The organism is Bacillus sp. MM09(2025) (assembly GCF_050496725.1).
Lineage (GTDB): Bacteria > Bacillota > Bacilli > Bacillales > Bacillaceae > Bacillus > Bacillus pumilus.
In genome coordinates this window covers 1,931,372-1,957,184 of sequence record NZ_JBNWEN010000004.1, presented here as the reverse complement: position 1 = coordinate 1,957,184, position 25,813 = coordinate 1,931,372, and the positions used below count along the sequence as shown (strand labels likewise).

General features: G+C 39.3%; 28 protein-coding genes and 2 pseudogenes. 12 read left to right on the top strand and 18 right to left on the bottom strand.

The genetic code is table 11. The features are described 5' to 3' along the window. Window positions 1-79: 79 nt before the first annotated feature. Window positions 80-1,042, bottom strand: a complete 963-nt coding sequence (locus ACQYAC_RS16250; protein WP_429943688.1) for an AAA family ATPase — start codon at window positions 1,040-1,042, stop codon at window positions 80-82. Window positions 1,043-1,145: 103 nt separating this feature from the next. Further along, window positions 1,146-2,045 carry a cation diffusion facilitator family transporter gene (locus tag ACQYAC_RS16245; RefSeq protein ID WP_044141457.1) on the bottom strand — a complete coding sequence of 300 codons (900 nt, stop codon included), beginning with the start codon at window positions 2,043-2,045 and terminating at the stop codon, window positions 1,146-1,148. A 482-nt stretch (window positions 2,046-2,527) separates the two neighbouring features. Here ACQYAC_RS16245 and gabP point away from each other — a divergent pair, with 482 nt between their 5' ends. The 3 genes from gabP (at window position 2,528) to ACQYAC_RS16230 (ending at window position 6,206) form a co-directional block, all read left to right on the top strand. After that, window positions 2,528-3,916 carry a GABA permease gene (gene gabP, locus ACQYAC_RS16240; RefSeq protein WP_058015551.1) on the top strand — a complete coding sequence of 463 codons (1,389 nt, stop codon included), beginning with the start codon at window positions 2,528-2,530 and terminating at the stop codon, window positions 3,914-3,916. Window positions 3,917-4,013: 97 nt separating this feature from the next. Continuing rightward, window positions 4,014-5,543, top strand: a complete 1,530-nt coding sequence (locus tag ACQYAC_RS16235) for a multicopper oxidase family protein (RefSeq protein ID WP_429943687.1) — start codon at window positions 4,014-4,016, stop codon at window positions 5,541-5,543. Window positions 5,544-5,831: 288 nt separating this feature from the next. Beyond that, complete coding sequence (locus ACQYAC_RS16230; protein ID WP_058015553.1) at window positions 5,832-6,206, top strand: carboxymuconolactone decarboxylase family protein; 375 nt, start codon at window positions 5,832-5,834, stop codon at window positions 6,204-6,206. Here the strand turns inward: ACQYAC_RS16230 and ACQYAC_RS16225 are convergent. The 3 genes from ACQYAC_RS16225 to ACQYAC_RS16215 form a co-directional block, all read right to left on the bottom strand. After that, the gene (locus tag ACQYAC_RS16225; RefSeq protein ID WP_257474570.1) at window positions 6,186-6,308 is read right to left on the bottom strand and encodes a hypothetical protein; all 123 of its coding nucleotides are present in this window, start codon (window positions 6,306-6,308) and stop codon (window positions 6,186-6,188) included. The two genes, ACQYAC_RS16230 and ACQYAC_RS16225, sit on opposite strands and share 21 nt — an antisense overlap. Before the next feature lie 114 nt (window positions 6,309-6,422). Beyond that, on the bottom strand, window positions 6,423-7,472 hold the full coding sequence (locus ACQYAC_RS16220) for a hypothetical protein (RefSeq protein WP_429943686.1): 1,050 nt from the start codon (window positions 7,470-7,472) through the stop codon (window positions 6,423-6,425). Window positions 7,473-7,545: 73 nt separating this feature from the next. Continuing rightward, window positions 7,546-7,914, bottom strand: coding sequence for an RlpA-like double-psi beta-barrel domain-containing protein (locus tag ACQYAC_RS16215; RefSeq protein WP_003213878.1), 369 nt, complete (start codon window positions 7,912-7,914; stop codon window positions 7,546-7,548). Between the two features lie 210 nt (window positions 7,915-8,124). Here ACQYAC_RS16215 and ACQYAC_RS16210 point away from each other — a divergent pair, with 210 nt between their 5' ends. Together ACQYAC_RS16210 and ACQYAC_RS16205 are read left to right on the top strand one after the other, a co-directional pair. Continuing rightward, window positions 8,125-8,799, top strand: coding sequence for a hypothetical protein (locus tag ACQYAC_RS16210; protein ID WP_169057230.1), 675 nt, complete (start codon window positions 8,125-8,127; stop codon window positions 8,797-8,799). Between the two features lie 321 nt (window positions 8,800-9,120). Then, complete coding sequence (locus tag ACQYAC_RS16205; RefSeq protein WP_180309479.1) at window positions 9,121-9,588, top strand: hypothetical protein; 468 nt, start codon at window positions 9,121-9,123, stop codon at window positions 9,586-9,588. A gap of 45 nt (window positions 9,589-9,633) precedes the next feature. Here the strand turns inward: ACQYAC_RS16205 and ACQYAC_RS16200 are convergent, their stop codons facing one another. The 5 genes and pseudogenes from ACQYAC_RS16200 to ACQYAC_RS16180 all read right to left on the bottom strand — a co-directional run bounded on the left by ACQYAC_RS16200 (window position 9,634) and on the right by ACQYAC_RS16180 (window position 14,436). After that, window positions 9,634-10,050, bottom strand: a complete 417-nt coding sequence (locus ACQYAC_RS16200) for a hypothetical protein (RefSeq protein ID WP_180309480.1) — start codon at window positions 10,048-10,050, stop codon at window positions 9,634-9,636. Window positions 10,051-10,218: 168 nt separating this feature from the next. Then, window positions 10,219-10,830 (bottom strand): FMN-binding negative transcriptional regulator, encoded by a 612-nt coding sequence (locus ACQYAC_RS16195; RefSeq protein WP_429943685.1) that lies wholly within the window; start codon window positions 10,828-10,830, stop codon window positions 10,219-10,221. Between the two features lie 19 nt (window positions 10,831-10,849). After that, window positions 10,850-11,296, bottom strand: a complete 447-nt coding sequence (locus ACQYAC_RS16190) for a GNAT family N-acetyltransferase (protein WP_429943964.1) — start codon at window positions 11,294-11,296, stop codon at window positions 10,850-10,852. Then, window positions 11,294-11,476, bottom strand: a pseudogene (locus ACQYAC_RS16185) (MarR family transcriptional regulator); the annotation flags it as partial. The gene ACQYAC_RS16190 and the pseudogene ACQYAC_RS16185, both read right to left, overlap by 3 nt. 224 nt (window positions 11,477-11,700) lie before the next feature. Next, entirely contained in the window at window positions 11,701-14,436 is a 2,736-nt protein-coding gene (locus ACQYAC_RS16180) for an ATP-dependent DNA helicase (RefSeq protein WP_429943684.1), read from the bottom strand. 299 nt (window positions 14,437-14,735) lie between these two features. On the opposite strand from ACQYAC_RS16180, the gene ACQYAC_RS16175 reads away from it, so the two are divergent. The 3 genes and pseudogenes from ACQYAC_RS16175 to ACQYAC_RS16165 form a co-directional block, all read left to right on the top strand. Beyond that, entirely contained in the window at window positions 14,736-15,329 is a 594-nt protein-coding gene (locus ACQYAC_RS16175; RefSeq protein WP_323650937.1) for a hypothetical protein, read from the top strand. Window positions 15,330-15,345: 16 nt separating this feature from the next. Next, complete coding sequence (locus tag ACQYAC_RS16170; RefSeq protein WP_429943683.1) at window positions 15,346-15,555, top strand: hypothetical protein; 210 nt, start codon at window positions 15,346-15,348, stop codon at window positions 15,553-15,555. Between the two features lie 127 nt (window positions 15,556-15,682). Beyond that, window positions 15,683-15,931 (top strand): annotated as a pseudogene (locus tag ACQYAC_RS16165) (tyrosine-type recombinase/integrase); the annotation flags it as partial. A gap of 83 nt (window positions 15,932-16,014) precedes the next feature. Here the strand turns inward: ACQYAC_RS16165 and groL are convergent. Beyond that, complete coding sequence (gene groL, locus ACQYAC_RS16160; RefSeq protein ID WP_034320371.1) at window positions 16,015-17,649, bottom strand: chaperonin GroEL; 1,635 nt, start codon at window positions 17,647-17,649, stop codon at window positions 16,015-16,017. A 55-nt stretch (window positions 17,650-17,704) separates the two neighbouring features. After that, complete coding sequence (gene groES / locus ACQYAC_RS16155; RefSeq protein WP_003214120.1) at window positions 17,705-17,989, bottom strand: co-chaperone GroES; 285 nt, start codon at window positions 17,987-17,989, stop codon at window positions 17,705-17,707. Between the two features lie 230 nt (window positions 17,990-18,219). Between groES and ACQYAC_RS16150 the strand changes: the two genes are divergently transcribed. Genes ACQYAC_RS16150 through ACQYAC_RS16140 form a run of 3 tightly spaced genes read left to right on the top strand, consistent with a single transcriptional unit; the run spans window position 18,220 to window position 19,825 of the window. Further along, window positions 18,220-18,954 carry a CPBP family intramembrane glutamic endopeptidase gene (locus ACQYAC_RS16150; RefSeq protein ID WP_058015560.1) on the top strand — a complete coding sequence of 245 codons (735 nt, stop codon included), beginning with the start codon at window positions 18,220-18,222 and terminating at the stop codon, window positions 18,952-18,954. Next, window positions 18,951-19,145: a YdiK family protein gene (locus tag ACQYAC_RS16145; RefSeq protein WP_429943682.1), complete on the top strand. Its 195-nt coding sequence runs from the start codon at window positions 18,951-18,953 to the stop codon at window positions 19,143-19,145. Before ACQYAC_RS16150 ends, ACQYAC_RS16145 begins: the two co-directional genes overlap by 4 nt. 56 nt (window positions 19,146-19,201) lie before the next feature. Then, window positions 19,202-19,825, top strand: a complete 624-nt coding sequence (locus ACQYAC_RS16140) for an NUDIX hydrolase (protein WP_429943681.1) — start codon at window positions 19,202-19,204, stop codon at window positions 19,823-19,825. Window positions 19,826-19,867: 42 nt separating this feature from the next. Here ACQYAC_RS16140 and tatC read toward each other — a convergent pair whose 3' ends face one another. Genes tatC through moaC form a run of 4 tightly spaced genes read right to left on the bottom strand, consistent with a single transcriptional unit; the run spans window position 19,868 to window position 22,006 of the window. Further along, window positions 19,868-20,632 carry a twin-arginine translocase subunit TatC gene (tatC, locus tag ACQYAC_RS16135; protein WP_235567084.1) on the bottom strand — a complete coding sequence of 255 codons (765 nt, stop codon included), beginning with the start codon at window positions 20,630-20,632 and terminating at the stop codon, window positions 19,868-19,870. Between the two features lie 6 nt (window positions 20,633-20,638). Continuing rightward, window positions 20,639-20,818, bottom strand: coding sequence for a twin-arginine translocase TatA/TatE family subunit (locus ACQYAC_RS16130; protein ID WP_058015564.1), 180 nt, complete (start codon window positions 20,816-20,818; stop codon window positions 20,639-20,641). A 27-nt stretch (window positions 20,819-20,845) separates the two neighbouring features. Further along, window positions 20,846-21,499, bottom strand: a complete 654-nt coding sequence (locus ACQYAC_RS16125; protein ID WP_429943680.1) for a redox-sensing transcriptional repressor Rex — start codon at window positions 21,497-21,499, stop codon at window positions 20,846-20,848. A gap of 15 nt (window positions 21,500-21,514) precedes the next feature. Next, window positions 21,515-22,006: a cyclic pyranopterin monophosphate synthase MoaC gene (gene moaC / locus ACQYAC_RS16120; RefSeq protein WP_025092758.1), complete on the bottom strand. Its 492-nt coding sequence runs from the start codon at window positions 22,004-22,006 to the stop codon at window positions 21,515-21,517. 139 nt (window positions 22,007-22,145) lie between these two features. On the opposite strand from moaC, the gene ACQYAC_RS16115 reads away from it, so the two are divergent. Further along, complete coding sequence (locus ACQYAC_RS16115; protein WP_429943679.1) at window positions 22,146-24,068, top strand: ABC-F family ATP-binding cassette domain-containing protein; 1,923 nt, start codon at window positions 22,146-22,148, stop codon at window positions 24,066-24,068. Between the two features lie 270 nt (window positions 24,069-24,338). On the opposite strand, the gene tsaD is transcribed toward ACQYAC_RS16115, so the two are convergent. Together tsaD and rimI are read right to left on the bottom strand one after the other, a co-directional pair. After that, on the bottom strand, window positions 24,339-25,367 hold the full coding sequence (gene tsaD, locus ACQYAC_RS16110) for a tRNA (adenosine(37)-N6)-threonylcarbamoyltransferase complex transferase subunit TsaD (protein WP_429943678.1): 1,029 nt from the start codon (window positions 25,365-25,367) through the stop codon (window positions 24,339-24,341). After that, complete coding sequence (gene rimI, locus ACQYAC_RS16105) at window positions 25,360-25,788, bottom strand: ribosomal protein S18-alanine N-acetyltransferase (protein ID WP_429943963.1); 429 nt, start codon at window positions 25,786-25,788, stop codon at window positions 25,360-25,362. The genes tsaD and rimI overlap by 8 nt, the downstream gene beginning before the upstream one ends. Window positions 25,789-25,813 lie beyond the last annotated feature (25 nt).

The following is a 25,813-nucleotide window of genomic DNA, read 5'->3' as shown; positions in this document are numbered from 1 at the left end:
TAACAAAAGACTGCGGCAGTGAGAATGATGAGCATCATCACCCGTAACCATAATGAAAAAGCGAAACGATGACCTAATTTCATTGACTCATCGACTTTTGAACTGGCACGCCAATTTGCTCAAGCATTTGTCGCAGCAGTGTCTCCGCCTTCTTCCCTTCATACGTCGCTTCTGATGTCAAAATCATTCGATGCGGTAATGTATAAGACGCCAAATACTGTACATCATCAGGAATCACATAATCTCGCCTGTTCAACAGTGCATACGCCTGAGTCGCTTTCATAAGGGCGATCGATCCCCTTGGACTCACACCTAGATAAACAGATGGATGCTGACGAGTCGCTTGTGCAATTTCCACAATATATTCTTTAATGGATGCATCCACATGAATGGTCTGAACCGCTTGCTGCAGCGCATGGATATGATCCTTTGTCATCACTGCTTGGAGCGTATCAATCGGGGACTGCTTCTCCTGCAAGTTGAGTACCTCCAGCTCTTCCAGCATGGTCGGATACCCCATTTGTAGCTTGAATAAAAAACGGTCCATTTGCGCTTCTGGCAGTGGATAAGTCCCTTCATATTCCACTGGATTCTGCGTAGCCATGACGAAAAAAGGATCAGCAAGCAGCATTGTTTCTCCGTCCACTGTGACACTGCCTTCCTCCATCGCTTCGAGCAATGCAGACTGTGTTTTTGGAGAGGTCCGGTTGATCTCATCAGCCAAAATAATCTGTCCCATAATGGGACCTTGCCTAAATTCAAATTCATTTGTCTTTTTATTATAAATCGACACACCTGTTACATCAGATGGCAAAAGATCAGGAGTGAATTGGATTCGCTTAAACTCACAGCCAATCGATTTTGCCAAAGCACGAACCATCATCGTCTTCCCAACACCAGGCACATCCTCTAGCAGCACATGCCCCTTCGCCAAAATCGCAACAAGGCTTAATATCGCAATGTCTTTCTTCCCAACCATGACTTTATTGATGTTATCTACGATTTTTTTTAAATCTGAATGCATTGGTTCATCAAATGCCATCCTGATCCTCCTATCACGTTTCCGTTAAATTTCATATAGTCTAACTTTACCATACAACGCGTAATTGCATAAAACATCAACACGTAGAAAAAAAGAAGCCTTCTCACGATGGAAAAGACTTCTTCTCTTCTTTTGGCTCACCTGCTGGCTCCATATGAACATGAGAGTGAAGAATATCATGTTCCTTCTTCATTCTACGTTCGATCTCATCTGCAATATCATGGCTTTCTGCAATGTTCAAGTGCGGCTCGACCTCCACTACTACATCCACATGGACCGTACTTCCGAGATACCGTGCCTTAATATCTTTCAAATCGCCCACCCCAGGTGTTGCTTCAATGGTCTCTTTATATTTGGACATATCTTTTATATGAAAACCGTCCGTTAACGAATGAGAAGCATCTCTGAAAATCTCCCACGCCGTTTTACAAATAATGAGGCCAATCACAAACGCTGCAAGCGTATCAATCCATGCCAGTTGAAATTGAGAGGCAATAATCCCTACAAATGTTCCGATACTCACATACGCATCTGATTTATTATCAGCTGCTGCTGCATGAAGAGCCTGGCTATTGATCCGTTTGGACAGATTGCGGTTGTAAATATACACACCATACATCACCACAGCACTTCCTGCTGCCGTCCAAGCTGCGATCATATCGGGTGTTTGATGCTCAGACGAGAAGAGCGACTGGCCTGCACTCAGCAGAACCTGAAGTCCAACAAGCATCATAATAAAGGACGCCACAAGAGACGCAATATTCTCTGCTCTAAAATGACCGTATGGATGATCTTCATCAGGCGGTTTTTGAGAAATACGAAGTCCAATCAATACTGCAAGGGATGCAATAATATCCGTCGTATTATTCAATCCATCTGCCGAAAGGGCTTCTGAATGAAACGTATACCCAATCAGAAGTTTCACCGCAGATAAGATCACGTAGGCAATGATGCTGACCCAAGCACCTGTTTCACCTTGTCTTAATTCGTTATAGCGCTCCATGTCGAACCGCGCCTCCTCACACATCACTTTTCTATTATTTATCTTACAAAGCAAAGCCCGTGTGGGTCTACAGCAACATGATTCGCTTGTGTCAGCAAAATAGGATACATAGAAATGTGTTGACCTAAGTAAACTTATTTTTATAAGGTCAATTGACCTCAAGACCTACTCCCATCAACCTTTTTCCAATTCACTCTGCGAGGATCATATGGGCAATATCACTCTTACTAATTAATTGTCAGAATAATTTTATTTTAAGACACAACTTCTCTTCATCCGATCTTATGCTATTTTTAAGAATGAACAGAGGAAAAAGAGGGAACATAATCTCTCAAATCCTTTATACTTTTTAACATCATGTTAAGAGGTTTGAAATGTCAGTTTGATAACCTGTCCAATGCTGAATGACAATTCAGTGTGATAAAATTTAAAATATTCTAAAAACAAATTCTCTATAAGGAGAAATGTTTGGAGGTAAAGACATGTCCAACATGACAAACGGTCTTCAAAAAAATCTTAAAACAAGACATATTTCAATGATCTCCATTGCTGGGGTTATTGGCGCAGGGCTATTTGTTGGTAGCGGCGCTGTCATTCATTCTGCAGGGCCTGGATCCATTCTTTCCTATTCTTTTGCCGGACTTCTCGTGATCTTTATTATGAGAATGCTTGGAGAAATGGCATGCGCCTATCCGACAAGCGGTTCCTTCTCACAATATGCGAGCGACGCCATCGGTCCATGGGCCGGTTTTACAATTGGCTGGCTTTATTGGTTCTTCTGGGTGATTGTCATCGCCATCGAAGCCATTGCTGGTGCTGCCATTATTCAGTATTGGTATGGAGATGCACCCGTTTGGCTCACAAGTCTTATCCTCACGATCCTCTTAACATTAACAAATATCTTTTCTGTTAAATCTTTTGGCGAATTTGAATATTGGTTCTCATTAATAAAAGTCGTCAGCATTATTCTCTTTCTACTCATCGGTTTTGCATTTATCTTTGGTTTTGGTGGTCATCATACTGTAGGTCTTGCTAATTTAACGGGGAACGGCGGTTTCCTTCCAAATGGATTCAGCTCTGTTTTACTCGGAATTGTCGTTGTCATCTTTTCCTTCATGGGAACCGAGATTGTGGCAATAGCGGCCGGAGAATCAGCAGACCCGGTCAAGTCTGTGACAACAGCTACCCGCTCTGTTGTATGGCGTATTATCATATTCTACGTCGGATCAATCGCTGTCGTTGTCACCCTGCTTCCATGGAATTCAGCAAGTATTTTAACAAGCCCGTTCGTTGCGGTATTAGAATACATCGGGGTTCCATCAGCCGCTCAAGTCATGAACGTCATTGTTTTAACAGCCGTTCTATCTTGCTTAAACTCCGGATTGTACACAACGTCCAGAATGCTTTATTCATTGGCAGAAAGAGGCGAAGCACCGAAACGCTTTATGAAAATCAGCAAACGTGGTGTTCCTGTAGCGGCTACAGTTGCTGGCACCTTCTTTTCCTACATTGCCGTCATGATGAACTACTTTTATCCTGAAACCATCTTTTTGTTCTTAGTCAATGCATCCGGTGCGATTGCCCTTCTTGTCTACTTAGTCATTGCTGTTTCACAATTAAGAATGCGCCGTAAAATCGAAAAAGAAAATCCAGAACAACTCAAAATCAAAATGTGGCTGTACCCATATCTCACGTACTTTACCATTTTGGTCATTTGCGCCATCTTGGCATCAATGCTGTTTATCGAATCAATGAGACCACAGCTCATTTTGACAAGTATCATTACCTTCGGTGTGCTTGCTGCTTATTTCATCTTTAAACCGAATAAAAAGGTGCCTGCAAATGCAGCGCTTGAAAATAAACATCCGTAATGTTCCCGCTGATAAGCGGGTTTTTTATTTTATTCACCTATTTTGATGTCCGCACTTATACTGTATCAAATTGGATTTTAAGTGAGGATTAGACAACATGAACCTAGAAAAATTTGTTGATGAGCTGCCAATTCCAGAAGTTGCGGAGCCCATCAAAAAGAACCCAAGACAAACGTATTATGAAATCGCTATGGAGGAGGTATTTCTAAAAGTTCATAGAGACCTGCCCCCAACCAAGCTATGGACCTATAATGGCAGTTTGCCTGGTCCAACCATTCATGCGAATCGAAATGAAAAAGTCAAAGTGAAATGGATGAACAAATTGCCACTTAAACATTTTCTACCGGTCGATCACACCATTCACGAAGGCCATCATGATGAACCAGAAGTCAAAACCGTCGTTCATTTACATGGCGGCGTCACACCAGCAAGCAGCGACGGCTATCCAGAGGCTTGGTTTTCACGAGACTTTGAAGCAACCGGCCCCTTCTTTGAACGGGAGGTGTACGAATACCCAAATCATCAGCAAGCCTGCACATTGTGGTATCACGATCATGCGATGGCATTGACACGACTAAATGTGTACGCCGGTTTAGCTGGGTTTTATTTGATCTCAGATACATTTGAAAAGTCCTTAGAACTGCCGAAAGATGACTATGACATTCCTTTAATGATTATGGACCGTACGTTTCAGGAGGATGGCTCTCTGTTTTATCCAAGCAGACCAAACAACACGCCAGAAGACAGTGACCTACCAGATCCGTCCATCGTGCCCTTCTTTTGCGGAGAAACCATTTTGGTCAATGGAAAAGTATGGCCGTATTTAGAAGTAGAACCACGAAAATACCGTTTTCGTATTTTAAATGCGTCCAATACAAGAACTTACGAGCTGCATCTAGACAACGATGCGACGATTTTGCAAATTGGATCTGATGGCGGCTTTTTACCAAGACCTGTTCACCATCAATCCTTTAGCATTGCTCCTGCTGAGCGATTTGATGTCATCATCGATTTTTCAGCTTACGAAAACAAAACGATCATCCTTAAAAATAAAGCCGGCTGCGGACAGGAAGTGAATCCTGAAACAGATGCCAACATCATGCAATTTAAAGTCACACGTCCGCTAAAAGGGAGAGCACCTAAAACATTACGGCCTATTTTCAAACCGCTTCCACCACTTCGGCCTAGTCGAGCTGATAAAGAGCGCACGCTCACTCTTACCGGTACACAGGATAAATACGGCCGCCCCATTTTATTGCTGGATAACCATTTTTGGAATGACCCCGTCACGGAAAATCCTCGGCTGGGCAGTGTAGAGGTTTGGTCCATCGTCAATCCAACAAGGGGTACACATCCCATTCATTTACACCTTGTTCAATTTAGGGTGATAGACAGAAGACCATTTGATACAGAGGTCTATCAATCGACAGGGGACATTGTGTATACAGGACCGAACGAAGCCCCTCCTTTACATGAACAAGGCTACAAGGACACCATTCAAGCACATGCCGGTGAAGTCATTCGAATCATCGCTCGCTTTGTTCCATACAGCGGCAGGTATGTGTGGCATTGTCATATATTAGAGCACGAAGATTATGACATGATGCGGCCGATGGATATTATTTAGTAACATGAAACCGATCCCCCGTCACATACGTAAAAACATGTATTGAGTAAATCATTACGAAGGGCTAACAGACAGCGATATATTAGCCCTTTCCTTCCTTTTCATTGAATCATTCTAAAATAAAACAATGCATGACTTAAAATGGCATTTATTTGTACATTCAACACTTAAAAAGTTGACGCAGCAAACCGATAATACTACTATATACCCATTGCATCTATCAAAAGGCACATTTGCCACAATGAACGAACAAATGGAAAATTGCGATAAAAAACGGAGGAGTTCAATTTGAATGAAGAAAAAGAGACTTGCCAGATCACACAAGAAACAGCGGCAGGTAACATAGAGAAGCTTTCAATTCAGAAAAACGAGAGCATTCGGTCAAATATTGAACAGCTAACAATTGAACTCGGTGAACAAAAAGAATTCAACCACTTCATATTAGATGAAAAACAAAAGGCCATCAGCACATTATCTGCCCTCATTACAAAAGGCGATTGTGATGAAGAATTAAAGACTCATTTTGAACAAGCATTACATATTGGACTTTCTGTCATAGAGATCATGGAGATTATTAAGCACTGTACAAAAGTTGCTGGATTCCCTCACTCCATTAATGCCCTGTTTATCTTTCAAAACTTATTAGACAATAACACCAAATAAATCAGTGAAAACGAGAAGCCATCTGTCCTCTCGTTTTTTATGTCCATTCATATTACTCTCTTTCTTTTCCTCTGTCACATAAGCAAAATACGAAAATACCACACATTTCCCACCTTAAAAACTGATTTTCCTTACATAAATTCCTCAATTTCTGCAACATGTCAAACGACAAAATAAAAAAACGTCCAGTTATATAAAAATAACTGAACGTACCTTTTATCGATTGACAGTGAAATTGTTAACAATCCCGCCATCCTTCTCCCAAGCGGCTTTCACTGTTTTTTTCTTGATATCGTATTCAAAAATCGTTCTTACTTTTGCTTTTCGTCCGGTGTCATCCTTTAATTCCTTTGCGTTTTTAGCAACACCTAAGAAATAAACAGAAGACCCATCCGTAGAAAATTGCGGCTGTGCGGCACTTAAAATATGCACATCCTTACTGTTCTTAACAAGTGTTGCCTGTTTTCCTGTTTCTACATCTAGCATTTTAATAGAGGATACTTCTTTTTCATTTCGCACCTTCACTTCTGTATAAATCAATGTCTTATGATCTGGTGAAAATGAAATATCATTAATCGTTTGCGAGATGCGTGCAATTCGCTTCCCCTTCGCGCCTGTTTGAAGGGTGATCTTCATGGTCGTTGGTTCAGGGTCTCTTCCCTTTTCATTCGCTTCGTCGGTTTTCTTGTAATCTTCTTTTAAGGAATAATGCTGGATTGCCAGAAGGTTTGACGCCGGATCATATGCAAAAGAACTTACCGTGTCATCCTTGCTTTTTTCTGGATACAATACATCCACTTTACGTGTGTTGACATCAAACATAGCGACATAAAATTGTTCGCCAGAATCCTTATTATACCTAAGATATAGCTGTTTTCCGTCTCCAGACAGCCTCATACTGTCGATGGAATCATCACTCGTAAATAGCGTTTTTTCTTCATCCGTTTTTACATTCAGTTCTCGAATACTCACTTTTTGCGTGTCTTCATCCGTATACGTGTAATATAAAAGCTGTTTCGTAGAATCATAAGCAATCGAAGGATATGCTGTCAGTTTCTCCGTATGAAGCGCCCGGTCATGCAGATAATACGTATTGTTTAACTGTTGATCTGTAAATGAAACGAGTAATTCGTCTTTTGCATTCTGATTTGTTTTCACTTTTCCCGCATGCTTCGTCTCTTGATCCGGCTTCATCATAAAGAAAATGACGGCCGCAATCACTGCGACTCCGATGACCGTGATGATCCACCATGTTGATTTTTTCATTGCCTTTCAGACCCTCTCTACAAGAAAAGAAGCCAGAAAATGAACTTTTCCCGCTTCTTTGCATGCCTATGTATTAATAAGTGTAATGTCCTTTTACGACACCTTTACTTGTTTTATACCCAAGTGCTTTGAATGCTTTTGGACTAACGTCTAATACAGCGTTTGGCATTCTACCTACATCATATTTATATACTGTAATCACTTTATGTGGTTTCGCTTTTGTTGTCACTCTTAATTTTGTACCTTTTTTCGGTACGTCAAATCCCATTTTAGTTGCTGCATCCCAATGACCGAGTTTTTTTCCATCTGCGCCTTTTTTACCGACACCATTATACCAAGTAATATTGCCGCTTACTTTTTTTGCACTTGCTCCATGTGAGAAACTAAACGCCAAAAATAAACTAGCTACTGTTACGATTGTCGCGATAAGCTTTTTATTCATTAAAAAATCCTCCGTATTTGGTTTCTGAACTCATTATACATGAAGATGCACCCTTTTATTTTACAGACACGTTACAATTCGAATACAAGTTGACCACTTTTCGACCGGTTTTTTTCATAATTAATACCAAAACCATCCATAAAATTGTAAGTAGATCCCCCCTTTTGATTTTATATAATAAAAATGAACCCATTATAAGGAGGAGTTTTCATGAAAAAGTGGTTTATCGTTTTGAGTGTAAGTTTGACCTTTGTTTTGATGCTATCAACTATCCCAGCATCTGCAGCTAGCCCTCGTCACGGCGCGATTGTGACACAAACGGATGAGGCCAAATGGTCGGGTATCTCAGCTGATATTGTGCTACCGAAAACAGCTACCATTAAAAATGGCTATGCGGACTGGTATCTCGGTCTCGGCTCTGCCGTTGTTGAGAGCGGTATTTCAAAAACGTCTTCTGGCTACAAGGTCTTTCTGGGCAGCGGCTCACAAGGCGGCAGCAAATACTGGAACAGTGAATACGATAAGAGCATTAAGGATGGCGCACGTGTCAACTTAAAGCTCATCAATAATGGTGATGGCACAGTGTCACTATACGTCAATGGGACATTGCGCTATAAACAGCCTGTTTACAACCCTAGCCGTCTGAAAAACCTCGATGTCGTCAAGATGGTACACGGTGTACAAGATAATGGAACAAACAGCTACTCACAAGCAAGCTTCTCAAATGTACAGCTTCGTGCAAATACTTCAGGAAGCGTCTATAAAAAATGGGATGGATCCATCAAATCATCGCTTTTACGTAAAAATTTAGAGTCTGGTGCTGCGGCTCCCAAATTCACCGTCATTTCTTCTGTTCCATTAAGTACAAGCCTTTCAGCACAATAAGAAAAAAAAGCGCCCTTTTTGGGTGCTTCAGATTGTTGACAAAGGGCTAAAATGAACTTTATTTTAGCCCTTTGTTTTCTTTTCAGCGTGATAGAAAACCTTTGAAGTCTAGGAAGGACGAGCATCGGAGCGGAGCGAATTTGACATTCGTGAGCACCGAAGCGCAGACCTGACAACGAATGCGAAGGTTTGTCTACACGCTGAAGCGCCCTTTTTGGGTGTTTTTTATTGTTCACAGCATATCAACACTTCTCTTTTAATCAAATCAAGGATTCGTGGTAACATAAACATACATACTTCGAAGAAAAAAGGAGAACGAACGTGAAAAAAAGTCTACTTGTTTTCATGAGCCTAGTTGCAAGTCTTTTCATGCTAGCAGCTTGCTCAAATACGGCAAACGAACAAAAAACAGAAACGAAGGCACTTCCAACGATTAATGAACGCATTCAAAAAGAAACGAAAGAAGTCATGGAGCAGTCTAAACTTATAAAAGACACGGATATCACTGTTGATCAACAAAAAAAAGTCATTTCTTTACATGTAACAGCTTCTTCTGATACCAATAGTGATTACGCTGAAGTCATCGGTTTAAACTTTGCCAAGACGCTGGCCATTGGGGCATCAACTGAAAAAGAAAACAACCTGCACAAACCCGAAAATGACAGCCTTGGCGCACTCTATTCCTTTTACGACCTAAACATCACCGTGAAACAAGAAAACGGTAAGGTGCTGGCAAAGGGAACGAAAAAAACAAATGAAACAAAGATCACTTGGGAAAGAGCCCAGTAATTTAGAAAAGCTTGTAGAGGATCGCTCTACAAGCTTTTTTCAAGTTTATACAAACAAATCGTCTCTCATCGCATCGACCAGTGTGTGAATATCTGAGTGAGCCCATGATGCTAATCGTACCAACAAATCATCTATACACTCATACAAATGACGTTCCCTCAAAATATACTCCTTATAAAATGGAATGACAAAGAAATAGAGCAAATCAGCCAATTCAAGCGCAACGATATCGTTATCCTCAACTTCTAACGCCTGTCCAACACGTTGAATCAGCCAATGCAAATCTGCTTTCTTTTCAATCGGAACATACATCAGTTGATGAATATTATCCGTATCCTTCATTTGTAAAATCCGCTCAGCCGCTTCCTTTGACAGCGCCCCAATTTCTGTAGAAGATATATTAACAACCGCTAATTCATCCTCTGATCTCACTTGATTCATTTGCAGCAAGTTTTGGTCCATCTTGACTCACTCCCCATTCTCAGATACTTTTATTATAAGGAATCGATCTGATTTTTTATGGAAATAGTGGATTTTTTTATGTAATTTTAAAGAAAATGTGACATTATAAGCCAAGGTATCTTATATCTCTCAAATAAAAAAGCACTCTTGATCATAAGAGTGCTTTTCTCATACATCCTTTACTCCCTTTTTCATTGCCTCAGCCATTTCCACGTCACCCTCTGCTTCCAACTTTTCAATGATGTGAGCATAATCCCTTTCATTGCGATTTTGGCTTATTTTAAAAGCAGCCTGAACTTCATCAATGATGATTTTAAAGCCTACAATGCCTTTCATTTGTTTCTCTAACAATTCATCAGATAACGTATGCCATAACACTGGTTGTTCTCTATGTCTTTCGTATGTCTCCAGCATCGTTGTTAATTCCTTAACCAGTTCCGATTTTTCAAACAGTTCCGCCTTTCCATAAACATGAACAGCCTGGTAATTCCATGTCGGTACTGATTCTTTTTCATACCATGAAGAGGATATGTAGGCATGCGGCCCTTGAAAGATGACGAGCATCTTTTCATTTTCTTCAAACATTTTACACTGAGGATTCCCAATCGCCATATGCCCTGAAATCACATACGAATCGTCAACTTGATGAAAACTCACCGGAATATGTGTCGCAATGGGCTTTTCATTCATTGTCGTCACAACTGTGGCAAATGAATGAGATTGTATAAATGATTTGATTTTCTCTAAATCCTTCACTTGAAAAAATGATGGAACATGCATGTTCTCTTCCCCCTTTTAATCAGTTCAATGTTTTGGTCATAATGAAATCCATTTGCTCTTCGTCCCCCATGTGAAAGGCGTGCACCCCTTGCACCCCTGTTTGAACAAACCCAAGTTTTTGATAGAAAGCGATGGCCGCTCTATTATGCTCCCACACCCCAAGCCAAACATTTCGTTTAAGATGATTTTTCGCAATTTCAATAGCTTGATCAATTAAATATCGGCCTAATCCTTGCTTTTGAAAGGATTGCCTGATATAAATTCTTTCAATCTCTAACGCGTCACTACCCATCTCTTCTGATTGGGCATCATCCATATTGACCTTCAAATAACCAGCAGTTTCCCCATTCACTTGAACAAAATAAAACTGTGAAGAAGGGTTCTGTAATTCCTTTAACAACTGGTTTAGGTGAAAAGCTGTCTTCACGTAAGCATCGAGATGTTCGGCTTTGTTTTGATTCGCAATAAACTCATGCAGTTCTAGCTTTTTGATAGCACGAGCCGCCTTTGTTCGATCCATCTTAATCATTTCCGCCAACTTTTCCTGAATGATACCTAGCTCCTCACAAATACGCACAAGATATAAATACTTATCGTACTCTTTAAATTCAATATTACTAATGCAATCAATCAAGCACGCGAACAAGCACGCCGATCTACCGCAAAATTTCTTTCATGTATCTCGACTTCATTTTTGTTGTAATTTCAATAAAAAAACCACTTTAATAAGAAGTGGTTTTCAACTCTTTCTTTATTTATCATTTATATTTTATCTAAACATGCTGATTAGTACGAACCTTGAAGAACCTGAATCATACCATCAGTAACCAGCACATATTCAATTAGGATACGAGTGATGACAAAAGCAGTTCATTTCTTACTTGAACGGACACTTTTCTTCAACAACTGTATATCTTTAGAGAAATTTTTAGGTTGTATGCTGCTCAACACCTTTTTCTCAACCTCAGGAGTCCAATAGATTTTCAATTTATTTCTTGCTCGTGTAATAGCAGTGTACAATATATTATGTGTTATTAGTTCATCGACTTCGTCTGTGATGACAATTTTAACAGAGTTGTACTCCAAACCTTGTGCCTTATGGATGGATAATGCATAAGCAACTTGGAATGGTATAATCGATATTGAAGAGCCTTCATCATCTTCATCAGTACTTTTAAGTTTGTTAACACAAAAACGTATAACTGAATTCCCACTTTCTGTGCTGTCGATCAATTCAAGGTCTAGGTCAAAGGTATGCATACTATTTATTACAATATCTAGTTCTATATCAAATTGGATACGTTCACTGGGCTTATCATTATCAAGAATCCTTATTCCAACTATTCTCCCTTTCATATTATTATAAATCAAGGGAGTAAAGCGATCAGATTCATTAAATAAAATCGGATCACCTATTTTGTACTGCTGAATTCCCCAGAAAACTGGATCATTTTTATTACTATTTTGTAAGAAGCGATTGATATTATTTATTCCATATAACCCGTCATAATTAAGACAAAGAATAATTTCGTCTGCTTTCGCAGGATCAAAAATAGAAACGTCTAACTCTTTAGAATAGCCTCTTTTTGCAATAGTTTCTAAAATAGTATTGTCCATTTTACGTACTTTATCCCAAAGTGTAAGCAGTCCCTTGTCACTACTACGATAAGGTTTTGTTAATTCAAAAATAGAACTATTGGGAACAAACTCTTTAGCAACACTAAACCAATTCCCAAACCTAATAGAAGATATCTGATATGAATCGCCAACCATAAGCAAAAGCTTGTGGTTAGCTTTGTTAAGAATATCTCTCATATCTTGATTGTTTACCGTACTACATTCATCTATCACTATCAGATCGTAGTCTGTATCAACACACTTCCTTTTTAGGAACTTTGTAATTGTTAAAAAATCACAATTCGCGGCTGTCACTCTTCTTTTTAAATTATCCACAGCAGGGTTAGTCTGTGCTAAAAACAACTTCTTCTTATTAACAAAAAAATGTGATATATGATTTATAAGTGTAGATTTCCCAGTTCCGGCAGAACCGTACATCAATGCAACTCGTGATTTTTCAAACATTTGAGTTAAAATAACTTTTTTCTCATCGCAGTCAACACCATGATTTGGCTCATCTAACCATGCTTTCACCGAATTGGCATAGTTCTCAATTCCATTTTTTGAAAATTCCTCTAGTTGCGCAATAATTAAAAGGGTGTCTTCTTTATATCCATTAATAAAAAGCTGCCCTGAATCAACTACTAATTTGCTTCGTTGATAATGTTTTTCATGCAAATTTGAATTGTAAATTTTAATAAGTTCATCTATTTCATCAAATCCAACTATATCTTTTATCGGTGTGAAGAGTTGGCCCTTGATTTCTGTATTATTCCTAACTAGACGAGCAAGTATTTCATGTTTTCTTTCTCTAGCATCAATACAAGCAAACAAATCACTCAACTTAGGATTATGCCCCAAAGGAGATGAATTAAAGGGAATCTTATCAAAAGGAATACTCCCGTATTGCATAAAAACCCTTGACAACTTAGGGTTTCCACTGTCACCTTGCTGTTTTTTAATAACTTTATTGTTCATATGATAAAGTAAATAACGAAGGATATTACTACCCGGAGCGTTTGTTTTTATTATTTTACGACAATGTTCTAAATCATCAAAGAAAACAGCCTTCTTAAGTCGTTGAGTAACTTGTTGTTTTATATTTAGAAATTCCGAATCGCTGAAGTCCACTAGTTGTGTTAAATTAAACCCAGATGTCAAAAACTTTGAAATACCCTGCTGTTCCGCATATCCTGTCGAAACTGAAAAGCCTCTGATAAGTCTTGTGAAATTTTTATATTCGCAATCACGAATGGAGACTTCCCAATCTACTATAATCATAATAGGCATAGTTTTACCTAGAATCTCTATATTATCTTGAGCTAAGGTTAACTTGGCAGCATAGTTATCTGTTATATCCAACTTTGTAAATGCAATAACTCTATCAAATTTGCTAGCATAATCATTAGCAGGCGTAAAAGTCACCTCATAATAAACCTGTTGATTGATAAAGAATGGTTTAATCTTTTGAATATAGTATCTTTCTGATTTATTCCCATCCCGCATACCAAAGTGTTCTACTTTTTCTGCAATCTTCTCATAGTATTCCCTTAAATTTGAATCTGTGTTAAGTGGAAACTTATCAAGGTTTTCAAGGATATTTAATGAATACTTATCATTCATGAGATTTTTAATTTTTAAAAGATATTCATAATATTTAAGCATTAAACGCTCTGAATTTTCTTCATCCAATGTATAGTGTGATGCTACGATTTGCAAGTATTCATGAAATTGTCTAAGGACTTTTAAATTTCCCTGCGACTTAACAAATTCAATTGCTTTAGTGATATTAGCATATTCATTTTCTATATCTTGACCGTTTGCATAGAACTTCAACATTAAATGCTCAACAAAGTTACGTAGTTGTGAAAGAATGTCTTGTGAAACTGCTCCTCTTGAAGAAAAATCACTGTTGTCTAAGTGACGGCAAATAACTCTATTTATATTAAGAATCTGTGTGTCTAATGTATATGATGTTACATTGGTCATACTGCACCTCCATTAAATTTACTACCCAGCTTTTAAAAGAAAAAAGAATCTAATATCTTCTAATCTATTAGTTACATTTTAATAAATTTAATTCGACAAAATTTGTTAAAACCCTCTAATATTAGACTCATTGATATATAATATTCAAAAGTTCAGCAGTATGAATTATTTTAGAATACATGACGTCATAATATAAGCAGACATTACAAAATAATTTCCTTTCATGGTAAATATTTTATTGTAATTAATAACCTTATTATTTACAATAAAGGAGATAATTTATATGAAAGGATATTAAAATGTCATTAGAACAAACAACCAATTCAAGTGAAAATCAAGAAAAATTAACAACAACATGCGATACATCAATTTTATATCCTAGCTCTGAAATTTTACTTTCAACGATAACTAGAGAATACGATGCTGAAGCTAATAGAAAAAGAGATATCGAAACAAGAGCCGGAGTTTTCCTTGCACTTTTAGGAGCTTTAATAGGCTTTTATGCAACAGCGTTGGACTTTTCATTTTTCAAAAAAGCGAACAGTCCAATTGAAATGTTATGTTTTGTAATAATCGCCATGCTATATATTTTCCCTGCTATTATGCAATTGATTGCGTTTAAGCACTTAATTAATGTATTAAAAACGTATCAATACGAGTCTCTTGGACTAGGTGGGTTTAACCCAGAAAATATAGAAATGAGCGCCAAACTTCGTAAAGATGAACTTCAATTTCTTTTATCATCTTCATACCATGCTGTTGTTGAGAAAAACAGTATTGCTAATGACACTAAAGCTAAACTTTTTAGAAATGGTACAGAAAAGATATACATTTCAATAATTGGTATTGTTTTTGTATATTTCTTCAAACAAATCATTCTTTTGTTGAATTAAGAAAGGAGCAAAAGAGATGTCAGACAAGGACAGTTGGTGGAAAGATACAGCCGTTAATAAAGAAGATACTGATAAAAAACAAGATAAAGAAAACATTTTTTTAACTTCAAGAAAAGTACTGAATTACGGCGTACCACCTAAAAATAAAGACTTCGATCCAAGACAAGTAGAGTACGACGTATTTCCAATTGATATTGTGAAGAATTTAAAAAAAGACAATAAATAAACCTCTCTAAATTCGGAGAGGCTTATTTATTATTTTAATAGTGATTGAAGATATAAAAAATGCAAATGAAGCATGAGTGGATGTCACAATATTGTATTTGCTGGAATAAAGGGTCCATACTGGAGATATTAAAACTATTGAGAATAGGTTTAATGCAGTTCTAAAAAAATCAGGGATACAGAAGAAATTAACTCCTCATTCTTTAAGACATACTCACACCTCTCTTCTTGCTGAGGCTGGCGTGGATCTTCAAAGGATAATGGATAGACTTGGACATACAGAAGATCAAACAACAACTAAAATATACCTTCACATAACAAATGACCGAAAAAAAGAAGCTTCTCAAAAGTTCGGAGAACTAATGAAAAGCCTCTAATTTATCTATGTGGCATCAAAATGGCACCAAAATGAGTGTGACTTACGGATAAACCCTTATTAATCATAGGTTTAAATCCGCAATTACATCATTCCACCCATACCGCCCATGCCGCCCATATCTGGCATTCCGCCGCCTGAGCCGCCTTCTTCTGGTTTGTCAGCAACGACTGCTTCAGTTGTTAGAAGCATTGCTGCAACAGAAGCTGCGTTTTGAAGTGCAGAGCGAGTTACTTTTGTTGGGTCAACGATTCCTTTTTCGATCATGTTTACCCATTCGTTTGTTGCTGCGTTGAAGCCTACGCCAATTTCTTCGTTTTTCAAGCGCTCAACGATGACTGATCCTTCAAGACCTGCGTTGTGAGCGATTTGACGGATTGGCTCTTCAAGAGAACGTAGAACGATGTTTACACCTGTTTGAACGTCACCATCTGCTTCGATTGAAGCGACTTTTTTGTATACATTCACAAGTGCTGTACCACCACCGGATACGATACCTTCTTCAACTGCTGCACGAGTTGAGTTCAAGGCATCCTCGATACGTAGTTTACGCTCTTTTAGTTCTGTTTCAGTTGCAGCACCAACTTTGATGACAGCAACGCCACCAGCTAGTTTTGCAAGACGTTCTTGTAATTTTTCTTTATCGAATTCAGAAGTTGTTTCTTCAACTTGCGCACGGATTTGGTTGACGCGTGCTGCGATTTGAGCAGAATCTCCTGAGCCTTCTACGATCGTTGTGTTTTCTTTAGTCACAACGACTTTAGACGCGCGGCCAAGCTGACCGATTTCAGTTGATTTTAGGTCAAGTCCTAGGTCTTCTGTGATTAACTCTCCGCCAGTTAGAACAGAGATGTCTTCAAGCATTGCTTTACGACGATCACCAAATCCAGGTGCTTTTACTGCCACTGCGTTGAATGTTCCACGAAGTTTGTTCACAACAAGTGTTGCAAGTGCTTCGCCTTCTACATCTTCAGCAATGATCAACAATGGTTTTCCTTGTTGTACAACTTGCTCAAGTACAGGAAGGATTTCTTGAATGTTTGTGATCTTTTTATCCGTGATTAAGATGTAAGGATTTTCAAGAACTGCTTCCATCTTATCAGAATCCGTCACCATGTATGGTGAAGCATATCCGCGGTCAAACTGCATTCCTTCAACCACTTCAAGCTCAGTTGTGAACCCTTTAGATTCTTCGATTGTGATCACGCCGTCGTTACCTACACGCTCCATTGCTTCAGCGATTAGGCTTCCCACTTCTTCATCTGCTGCAGAAATAGACGCAACTTGAGCAATTGATTCTTTGCCTTCGATTGGTTTAGAAATCTCGTGCAAGCCTTCAAGTGCTACTTTCACTGCTTCTTCGATCCCTTTACGAACGCCAACAGGGTTTGCACCAGCTGTTACGTTTTTAAGACCTTCACGGATCATCGCTTGAGCTAGAACTGTTGCAGTCGTTGTACCGTCACCAGCTACGTCGTTTGTTTTGCTTGCAACTTCAGCCACAAGTTTTGCACCCATGTTTTCAAATGCATCTTCTAATTCGATTTCTTTTGCAATCGTTACACCATCATTTGTGATAAGTGGAGAACCGAATTTTTTCTCAAGAACCACGTTACGTCCTTTAGGTCCTAAAGTTACTTTTACAGCATCTGCAAGTGCATCTACACCACGTAACATCGCGCGACGTGCTTCTTCACTGAACTTAATATCTTTTGCCATAATAACGAAACCTCCTCAGTCTTTTTAAAAATTTATCTCAATGTTTTTTATGTGATTAACCAATAACAGCTAAAATGTCGCTCTCACGAAGGATTAAATATTCTTTGCCTTCATATTTCACTTCAGTGCCTGCATATTTTGAGAAGATAATGCGGTCGCCTGTGTTTACTTCTAACGCAACGCGCTCACCACTTTCAAGTACACGGCCTGAACCTGCTGCAACAATTTTACCTTCTTGCGGTTTTTCTTTTGCAGAATCCGGTAACACAATACCGCTAGCGGTTTTTTCCTCAGATTCAACGAGTTCAATGATTACGCGATCGCCTAATGGCTTTAACATAAGAAACAACCTCCTCAATTTTTATATGTAGTCTTTTTTTAGCACTCATCACCAGTGAGTGCTAACACATTTATTATAATAAAGAATGTCTTCTGTAATTTCAAGTAAAAACCTTTAAAAATTTTTACGCTTTCATGATCTTTTTTCAACTCAGATTCTTTCCTTTTCATCGAAAAAGAAGACTTGTGTTACAATAAATCTAGTTCTTTTAGTAAAGGGGTTTTCGTTACTTGAAAAAACAATATTGGTACATCATCTTAACGTATATATTGGTGCAGGTTTCTGCGTTTCCGTATGTGTTCATTATGAAGTGGTTAGGTTACATTCAGACACCGATGACACAAGCAGAGCTCTCTAAATTGTCAGGAACATGGACAATCATCAGCTTCTGTGTCGGATTAATCATTATTCTGCTCATCCTTCGGACTGTACCAAGAGCTTCACTTCGAAATGAAGCACCGGTTTCAGTCGGCGCGGCAATCGTTTGGATCATTGTCGGTTTCTTTCTTTCCCTCTTAGCACAATCAATTGCGGGGGCGATTGAACAATATGCATTTGGCATTGGCCGAGAATCCGAAAATACTCAAAACATTTTAGCCATTATGGATGCAGTTCCATGGCTTGTGATCGTCATCGCCCTGATTGGACCGATATTAGAGGAAATTATTTTTCGAAAAATCATCTTTGGGGTGGTTTATGAAAAAACGAATTTTTTCATTGGAGCACTTGTCAGTTCAGTGGTTTTCGCTGCTGTACACAATGATTTTCCCCACATCTTGCTCTATACCGCAATGGGCTTTACCTTTGCCTTTTTATATGCGAAAACAAAACGAATCATTGTTCCAATCGGTGCTCATATGCTGATGAACTCGCTCGTTATTCTTGTGCAGATTGAGCCAGTAAGAAAAATGATTGAAGAACAATCTCAAACAATGCAAATGATTATTGGAGGCTTTTTCTCATGAGAAACCCTGTTGTATGGGGCATCATTTATTTTGCCGTAGGTGTGGCTTTCACCTATATGGCCATTCAAAATCCAGGTGACATGTGGTCATTTTACAGCATTTTGCTGATGGTGTTTGCGGCCTATAATATTAATATCTCGCTTAAAATGTTTGCTTTCACTGTTAAACTTAAAAAACAGCAGCAAAAATAAATCAAAAACCATTTTCCGAACATGGAAAATGGTTTTTTTATGGAGGACCAGTTTTCATGGAACAAGAAAAACTGAACATCTTAAATGAGCAGCATGAAACGATTGGAGTCGCTGCACGATCAGATATCCACGCCCAAGGCCTTTGGCATGAAACCTTTCACTTCTGGCTTCTCAAAAAAGAACATGACACCATGTATCTATATTTTCAGCTAAGAAGTCCCGCAAAAAAGGATTTCCCTTCTCTTTTTGATATCACCGCAGCAGGTCACCTTCTTGCAAATGAACAGCCTTCTGACGGTATGAGAGAGGTAGAAGAAGAGATCGGTCTTACTATACCTTTTGAGGATTTGACCTTTGCAGGAGTTATACAGGATGAAATCCATCTACCCGATTTGACTGATCGTGAATTTTGCCATGTCTATCTTTACGTCCATCAAGAAGAGCAGATGAACATTCAATTACAAAAAGAAGAAGTCGCTGGACTTTACAGAGCAAAGCTAATGGATGCACAGCAGCTTTTCACAAGAAAATGTGAAAACATGCAGCTGGAGGGCTTTGAAATTGATGAAACCAGAGAACGATGTGAGGAAAGCAGAGTAGTCTGTATACAAGATTTTGTACCGCATAAGCCTTCCTATTATCAGCATCTATTTCAAGCGATCAATCAATTCCTTTCATAATAGAAAAAGCATCGTGACCCTTATTTGGATCACGATGCTTTTTTATGAGACATCATAACTTTCTTTCTCCTCTGTCTCTGTTTGCTGCATTTTGCGATAGGTCACTCTCGAAATGACGATACTCACTTCGTATAAAACGAGCATCGGCAAGGTAACCATGAGGTGAGAAACGATCTCTGGCGGTGTAATGAGTGCGGCAATGACAAGGAGGACAAAATAGGCATACTTCCGTATTTTTGATAAAAACATCGGTGTGATGATGCCAAGTCTTGTGAGAAACATCAACACGACGGGCATCTGAAACAAAAAGCCAAATGGAAGTGTTAACTGCATCAGAAATGTAAAATACTCATGAATCCCAATCACTTGCTCTACATTTAAATCATTCGACATCCGCATCAGAAAATCGACGACAAACGGAAACAAAATAAAATAAGAGAAAGCCACACCGCTCAAAAATAAAAGCAGTGCAATCGGAATATAAGCAAGTGTCACCTTTCTTTCTTTTTCATATAAGCCAGGACTCACAAACGCCCACAGCTGATACAAAATCACGGGACACGTCAAAATCAAAGCAATGACAAATGCGAACTGCATAAACACGTACAGCGGATCTGTGAGCTTAAATGCATTTAGTGTCAGTGTGGCCGCTTCATCGGTATTTTGTAAATACACAATGACCGGCTTAGCAAGAAAAAAACCAGCCACCATAAAGGCGACAAAAAACATCGCAATGATCACTAAACGTTTTCGCAGTTCCACAATATGCTCCATAAGCGGCATATCTTTGACATTCATGAAGCTCATCCTATTCTACTGATCTTCTTTTTTCTTACTTTCTTCCTGATCATCAGCTAAACCCTTTGTGGCATTTTTGAATTCACGTAATGTATCTCCTGCTGCTCTTCCTAATTGAGGAAGCTTTTTTGGCCCAAAAATAATGAGCGCAACAATCGCAATCAGAACCAAACTTCCAGGACCAATCGGACCCATTTGCTCCACCCCCTTTACCCCTTTTCGTCAATCCTCCTGTGTAATAGAGTAATGCTTTAAGAAATACACAAGAGACTGAAGTTCAACCGCCAAATCTATATGATGAATTCGAATGTGTTCCGGCACATTCAATCGGGCCGGCGTAAAATTAAGGATCCCTTTGATGCCAAGGGCAATCAAACGATCTGTAATGGGTTGAGCTGCTACGGCAGGTACTGTCAAAATGGCAACAGGAATATTTCCTACCTCTTGAACATGCTCTTCAAGCTTATCCAAATCATAGACAGGCACGCCGCCTATCTCACTTCCTATTTTACTCTCATTGACGTCAAAAGCCATTGAAATTTTTGTATTATTGTTTTTGATGAAATTATAGTGTAAAAATGCAGTCCCTAAATTACCGACACCGATGAGCATGACATTGGTCATTTCATCTTGGTCAAGTGTTTTTCTAAAGAAGGTCAAAAGGTAATCGACATTATAGCCATACCCTTTCTTCCCAAGTGCACCAAAGTACGAAAAATCTCGGCGAATGGTAGCAGAATCCACTTTGACTGCATCACTAAGCTCTGCTGATGACACCCTTTGTTTTCCTGATGCATGCAGATTTTTTAAAAAACGGTAATATAGCGGCAAACGTTTGGCTGTCGCTTGTGGAATTTTTGACTGATCTATATTCATATAAGGTCCTCCAACTTAAATATCAGATGCTCTGTGAAAATCACCGTTTTTCCCGCCTGTCTTTTCAATTAAATAGGTAGGACCGATGATCATGCCTTTATCAATCGCTTTGCACATGTCGTAAACAGTCAGTGCACATACTGAAGCAGAAGTGAGCGCTTCCATCTCCACACCCGTACTTCCTTTTGTTTTCACTTGTACTTGTATGTTCAGAATGTGCGCATTTCCGTCTTCCTCCCAATCAAAGGAGATATCCACACCTTTTAGTGCAAGCGGATGACACATTGGAATGATGGTAGATGTTTGCTTTGCTGCCATGATGCCAGCAACCTGTGCAACAGACAGCACATCCCCTTTTCCAATTTCACGTTGCTCTATTTTATGAAACACTTCTTTTATCATACGAACACTTGAAACAGCAACGGCGGTTCTCACGGTAGACGATTTGTCACTAATGTCGACCATCTTTGCTCTTCCCTGTTCGTTAAAGTGGCTAAATTGACTCATCTTTTCAACGCTCCCTCACTCAAATGATACACTATTTTTTCCTATCTGTCTTTCATTTGAATATGGCGATTGTATGTATCATTTGCCGGTTTACTGCTGATAAGCTACACTTAACATATTATAGCAGAGGTGAAGTTACATGATGATTCTACAAGTGAATCAGCTGTCCAAATCGTTTGGTGCTGATACCGTTTTAACGAATATAAAATTGGAAGTCAAAGCAAGGGATCGGATTGCCATTGTAGGTCGTAACGGCGCAGGCAAATCCACCCTTTTGAAAATCATCGCCGGTCAATTGTCTTACGAGCAAGGTGAGATCATCAAACCGAAGGACCTATCGATTGGCTATTTAGCACAGCATACCGATGTGACGTCTACACGTACGTTAAAAGACGAATTATTATCGGTTTTTGATCATTTGAAAAAGATGGAACAAGAGATGAGAACCATCGAGGAGAAAATGGCTTCCTCCACAAGTTCGGAGCTGGATTCCCTCATGAAAACCTATGACAGGCTGCAGCAGGAATTTAAAGATCAAGGCGGCTATCAATACGAAGCAGACGTCCGCTCCATTCTTCATGGACTCGGCTTTAGTCACTTTGAAGATGAGACAACCGTTCAATCCTTAAGCGGCGGCCAGAAAACCCGTCTAGCACTTGGAAAGCTCTTATTAATGAAACCGGAGCTCTTAATTCTGGACGAGCCGACAAACCATTTAGATATTGATACCTTATCATGGCTGGAGCAGTATTTGCAAAATTATACAGGCGCCATTCTGATCGTGTCCCATGACCGCTACTTCTTAGACAAAGTGGTGAACCATGTATATGAAGTCTCAAGAACTGCTATGAAAAAGTTTGCAGGCAACTATAGTAAGTATCTTGATCTAAAAGCTGAGCAGCTAGAGCGCGATATGAAGCTTTACGAAAAGCAGCAAGAAGAAATCTCAAAGCTTCAGGATTTCGTAGATCGCAACCTAGCAAGAGCCTCAACCACAAAGCGCGCTCAGAGCAGACGAAAGCAGCTGGAACGGATGGATCGTATAGATAAGCCATTAGGTGATGAAAAATCGGCAAACTTTCATTTTGATATTACGAGACAAAGCGGCAATGATGTGCTGAAGGTACATGATCTCGACATTCGTTATGATGAAAAAACACCGCTTCTATCCTCTCTTTCTTTTCAGATCAAACGCGAGGATAGCGTAGCACTCATTGGTCCTAATGGAATCGGGAAATCAACCCTTTTAAAAACGTTAACGAACACATTAAAGCCTGTAAAAGGCGACATCACCTTTGGATCTCATGTCACAATTGGCTACTATGACCAAGAACAAGCCAAACTGACATCCTCCAAAAAAGTGCTCAATGAGCTTTGGGATGACTATCCTCATATGAATGAAAAAGAAATTCGGACATGTTTAGGGAACTTCCTCTTTTCCGGTGACGACGTCTTAAAGCCCGTTCATGCATTAAGCGGTGGAGAAAAAGCGCGCCTTGCCCTCGCAAAGCTGATGCTCCAAAAAGCCAATTTCCTGATACTTGATGAGCCTACGAACCATTTGGACTTAGATAGTAAGGAAATTCTAGAAAATGCACTGATTGATTATCCAGGAACCATCTTATTTGTCTCGCATGACCGTTATTTTATCAACCGTCTGGCAACGAAAGTATTCGAGCTGTCGCCAACAGAAACAAAAGAGTATCTCGGTGATTATGACTACTACCTTGAAAAGAAAAATGAACAATTAGAGCTTGAGGCGATTCAAGAAAATGAGGCGCTTAAAAAACAAGCAGCAAAGCCCGTTGAAACGGCAAAGCTTTCTTATGCGGAAGAAAAAGAACTGAAAAAGAAAGAAAGACAAAAGCAGCGCAGAATCGAGGAAATTGAAGAGCGGATTGCTAACATTGAAGCGAAGCTTGGTGAAAATGAAGAGCTTCTATGTGATCCTGCCATTTTTCAAGATCACGAGAAGGTCCAAAACATTCAAACAGAAAATGATACGCTTCATCAAGAGCTGGAATCCCTTTTCGCAGAGTGGGAAGAGCTATCCGAATCTTAAAGAGTGCCCTAATGGGTGCTCTTTTTTCTTTTAGTGAAAATTTATTATCCACATTAGTATCCACAATAACTTCTTTATTATTCTTTTAAAAATTGGACTTATCCACTTTATCCACAGAGATTTAATCACATATCCACATGAAAGACCGTGTTTGTGCACACCCACTTCATTTTAAAACGAAATTTTCTAATAATTGTGGATATATCACGTTTACATGTGAATAAATCGCTTTCATTAAAAATGAAAAAACCTGTGTATCCACAGGAGTTTTCATTCATATGAGACAAGCGGTAAGCCCGGCTGGCCATTCATTGCCATATCGCCTCTTATACCTTTTTCAAACGCAATAGTTCCAGCAGCAGCGATCATGGCTGCATTGTCTGTGCAAAGAGATAACGGTGGAATGATGACCTTCACGTCAGGAAGCTTTGTGAATGCTGTCGTTAAGGCTTCTCTCAGTCCTTTATTGGCAGCGACTCCACCAGCTAGGACAACCTGCTTGACGCCATAGGCCTCAGCCGCTTTTAATGTTTTCCCAACAAGCACCTCAATGACACTTGCTTGAAAGCTTGCTGCCAAATTCTCTGGAGCAATTGTTTCTCCTTTTTGAGATGCGTTGTGTAGTGTGTTAATAACAGCTGATTTTAATCCACTAAAGCTAAAATGATAGGAACCTTCTTCAAGCCATGCACGAGGAAGCTTAATCGTTGGCTCTCCTTCATGTGCTAACCGGTCAATATGAGGTCCGCCTGGATACGGAAGACCCATCGTCCGGGCCACTTTATCGTAAGCTTCTCCAGCCGCATCATCTAATGTTTCTCCGATCACCTCAAAAGAGCCGTGCTCTTTCATTAGCACAAGCTCAGTATGTCCACCAGAGACAACAAGAGCCAAGCACGGAAACTGCAATTCATCTACAAGTTGGTTTGCATAAATATGCCCCGCAATATGATGGACACCAACAAGAGGAATTTGATGGGCAAAGCTCAGTGCCTTGGCTGCATTGACACCGATCAGAAGGGCACCGACTAAGCCTGGTCCCTCTGTAACAGCAATGGCATCTAAATCCTGAAAGCTCATATTGGCCTGTGCCATTACTTCTTCTAACACGATGGTGACTTGCTCCACGTGATGCCTTGAAGCAATTTCTGGCACAACTCCGCCAAACCGTTTATGGCTTTCTATTTGCGACGCGACCACATTCGCTACTATTTCTTTTCCATTTTTCACAATAGATGCAGCTGTTTCATCACAGCTTGTCTCTATACCTAATATGAATCGATCTGTTTGTTCAATCATTTATATTCACCCACATAACCAATGCATCTTCTCCATTATCCGTATAATAATTCTTTCGAATAGAAGCTGGTCTGAAACCAAGCTTTTCATAAAGGGATTGTGCAGGTGTATTTGAAACCCGCACCTCTAAAGAAAGATGATCTGTCTTTTTTTCTTTACAAAACTCCATGACATATCGCAGCAATGCTTCCCCGTAACCCTTTCCTCTATGCTCAGGGAGAATCGCAATGTTCGTAATTTGTGCATCGTCCATGACGATCCAGACCCCGCAATACCCAACAGGCTGCTCATCTTCTTCAATGAGGAAATAATGGCTGTACTGGTTATGAAGAATCTCATAGACAAATGATTCTTTTTTCCAAGGGGCAGTAAACGAATGCACTTCAATCGTATACACCTCTGGAATGTCCGCTACCGTCATTTTTCGAATCTCAGTTATGTTGAGA

Coding starts and splice junctions, on each gene's coding strand:
- ACQYAC_RS16250 (WP_429943688.1), bottom strand. CDS start 1,042: ATGGCATTTGATGAACCAATGCATTCAGATTTAAAAAAAATCGTAGAT.
- ACQYAC_RS16245 (WP_044141457.1), bottom strand. CDS start 2,045: ATGGAGCGCTATAACGAATTAAGACAAGGTGAAACAGGTGCTTGGGTC.
- gabP (WP_058015551.1), top strand. CDS start 2,528: ATGTCCAACATGACAAACGGTCTTCAAAAAAATCTTAAAACAAGACAT.
- ACQYAC_RS16235 (WP_429943687.1), top strand. CDS start 4,014: ATGAACCTAGAAAAATTTGTTGATGAGCTGCCAATTCCAGAAGTTGCG.
- ACQYAC_RS16220 (WP_429943686.1), bottom strand. CDS start 7,472: ATGAAAAAATCAACATGGTGGATCATCACGGTCATCGGAGTCGCAGTG.
- ACQYAC_RS16215 (WP_003213878.1), bottom strand. CDS start 7,914: ATGAATAAAAAGCTTATCGCGACAATCGTAACAGTAGCTAGTTTATTT.
- ACQYAC_RS16210 (WP_169057230.1), top strand. CDS start 8,125: ATGAAAAAGTGGTTTATCGTTTTGAGTGTAAGTTTGACCTTTGTTTTG.
- ACQYAC_RS16200 (WP_180309480.1), bottom strand. CDS start 10,050: ATGGACCAAAACTTGCTGCAAATGAATCAAGTGAGATCAGAGGATGAA.
- ACQYAC_RS16195 (WP_429943685.1), bottom strand. CDS start 10,830: ATGCATGTTCCATCATTTTTTCAAGTGAAGGATTTAGAGAAAATCAAA.
- ACQYAC_RS16180 (WP_429943684.1), bottom strand. CDS start 14,436: ATGACCAATGTAACATCATATACATTAGACACACAGATTCTTAATATA.
- ACQYAC_RS16175 (WP_323650937.1), top strand. CDS start 14,736: ATGTCATTAGAACAAACAACCAATTCAAGTGAAAATCAAGAAAAATTA.
- ACQYAC_RS16170 (WP_429943683.1), top strand. CDS start 15,346: ATGTCAGACAAGGACAGTTGGTGGAAAGATACAGCCGTTAATAAAGAA.
- groL (WP_034320371.1), bottom strand. CDS start 17,649: ATGGCAAAAGATATTAAGTTCAGTGAAGAAGCACGTCGCGCGATGTTA.
- groES (WP_003214120.1), bottom strand. CDS start 17,989: ATGTTAAAGCCATTAGGCGATCGCGTAATCATTGAACTCGTTGAATCT.
- ACQYAC_RS16145 (WP_429943682.1), top strand. CDS start 18,951: ATGAGAAACCCTGTTGTATGGGGCATCATTTATTTTGCCGTAGGTGTG.
- ACQYAC_RS16140 (WP_429943681.1), top strand. CDS start 19,202: ATGGAACAAGAAAAACTGAACATCTTAAATGAGCAGCATGAAACGATT.
- tatC (WP_235567084.1), bottom strand. CDS start 20,632: ATGAGCTTCATGAATGTCAAAGATATGCCGCTTATGGAGCATATTGTG.
- ACQYAC_RS16130 (WP_058015564.1), bottom strand. CDS start 20,818: ATGGGTCCGATTGGTCCTGGAAGTTTGGTTCTGATTGCGATTGTTGCG.
- ACQYAC_RS16125 (WP_429943680.1), bottom strand. CDS start 21,499: ATGAATATAGATCAGTCAAAAATTCCACAAGCGACAGCCAAACGTTTG.
- moaC (WP_025092758.1), bottom strand. CDS start 22,006: ATGAGTCAATTTAGCCACTTTAACGAACAGGGAAGAGCAAAGATGGTC.
- ACQYAC_RS16115 (WP_429943679.1), top strand. CDS start 22,146: ATGATGATTCTACAAGTGAATCAGCTGTCCAAATCGTTTGGTGCTGAT.
- tsaD (WP_429943678.1), bottom strand. CDS start 25,367: ATGATTGAACAAACAGATCGATTCATATTAGGTATAGAGACAAGCTGT.
- rimI (WP_429943963.1), bottom strand. CDS start 25,788: ATGACGGTAGCGGACATTCCAGAGGTGTATACGATTGAAGTGCATTCG.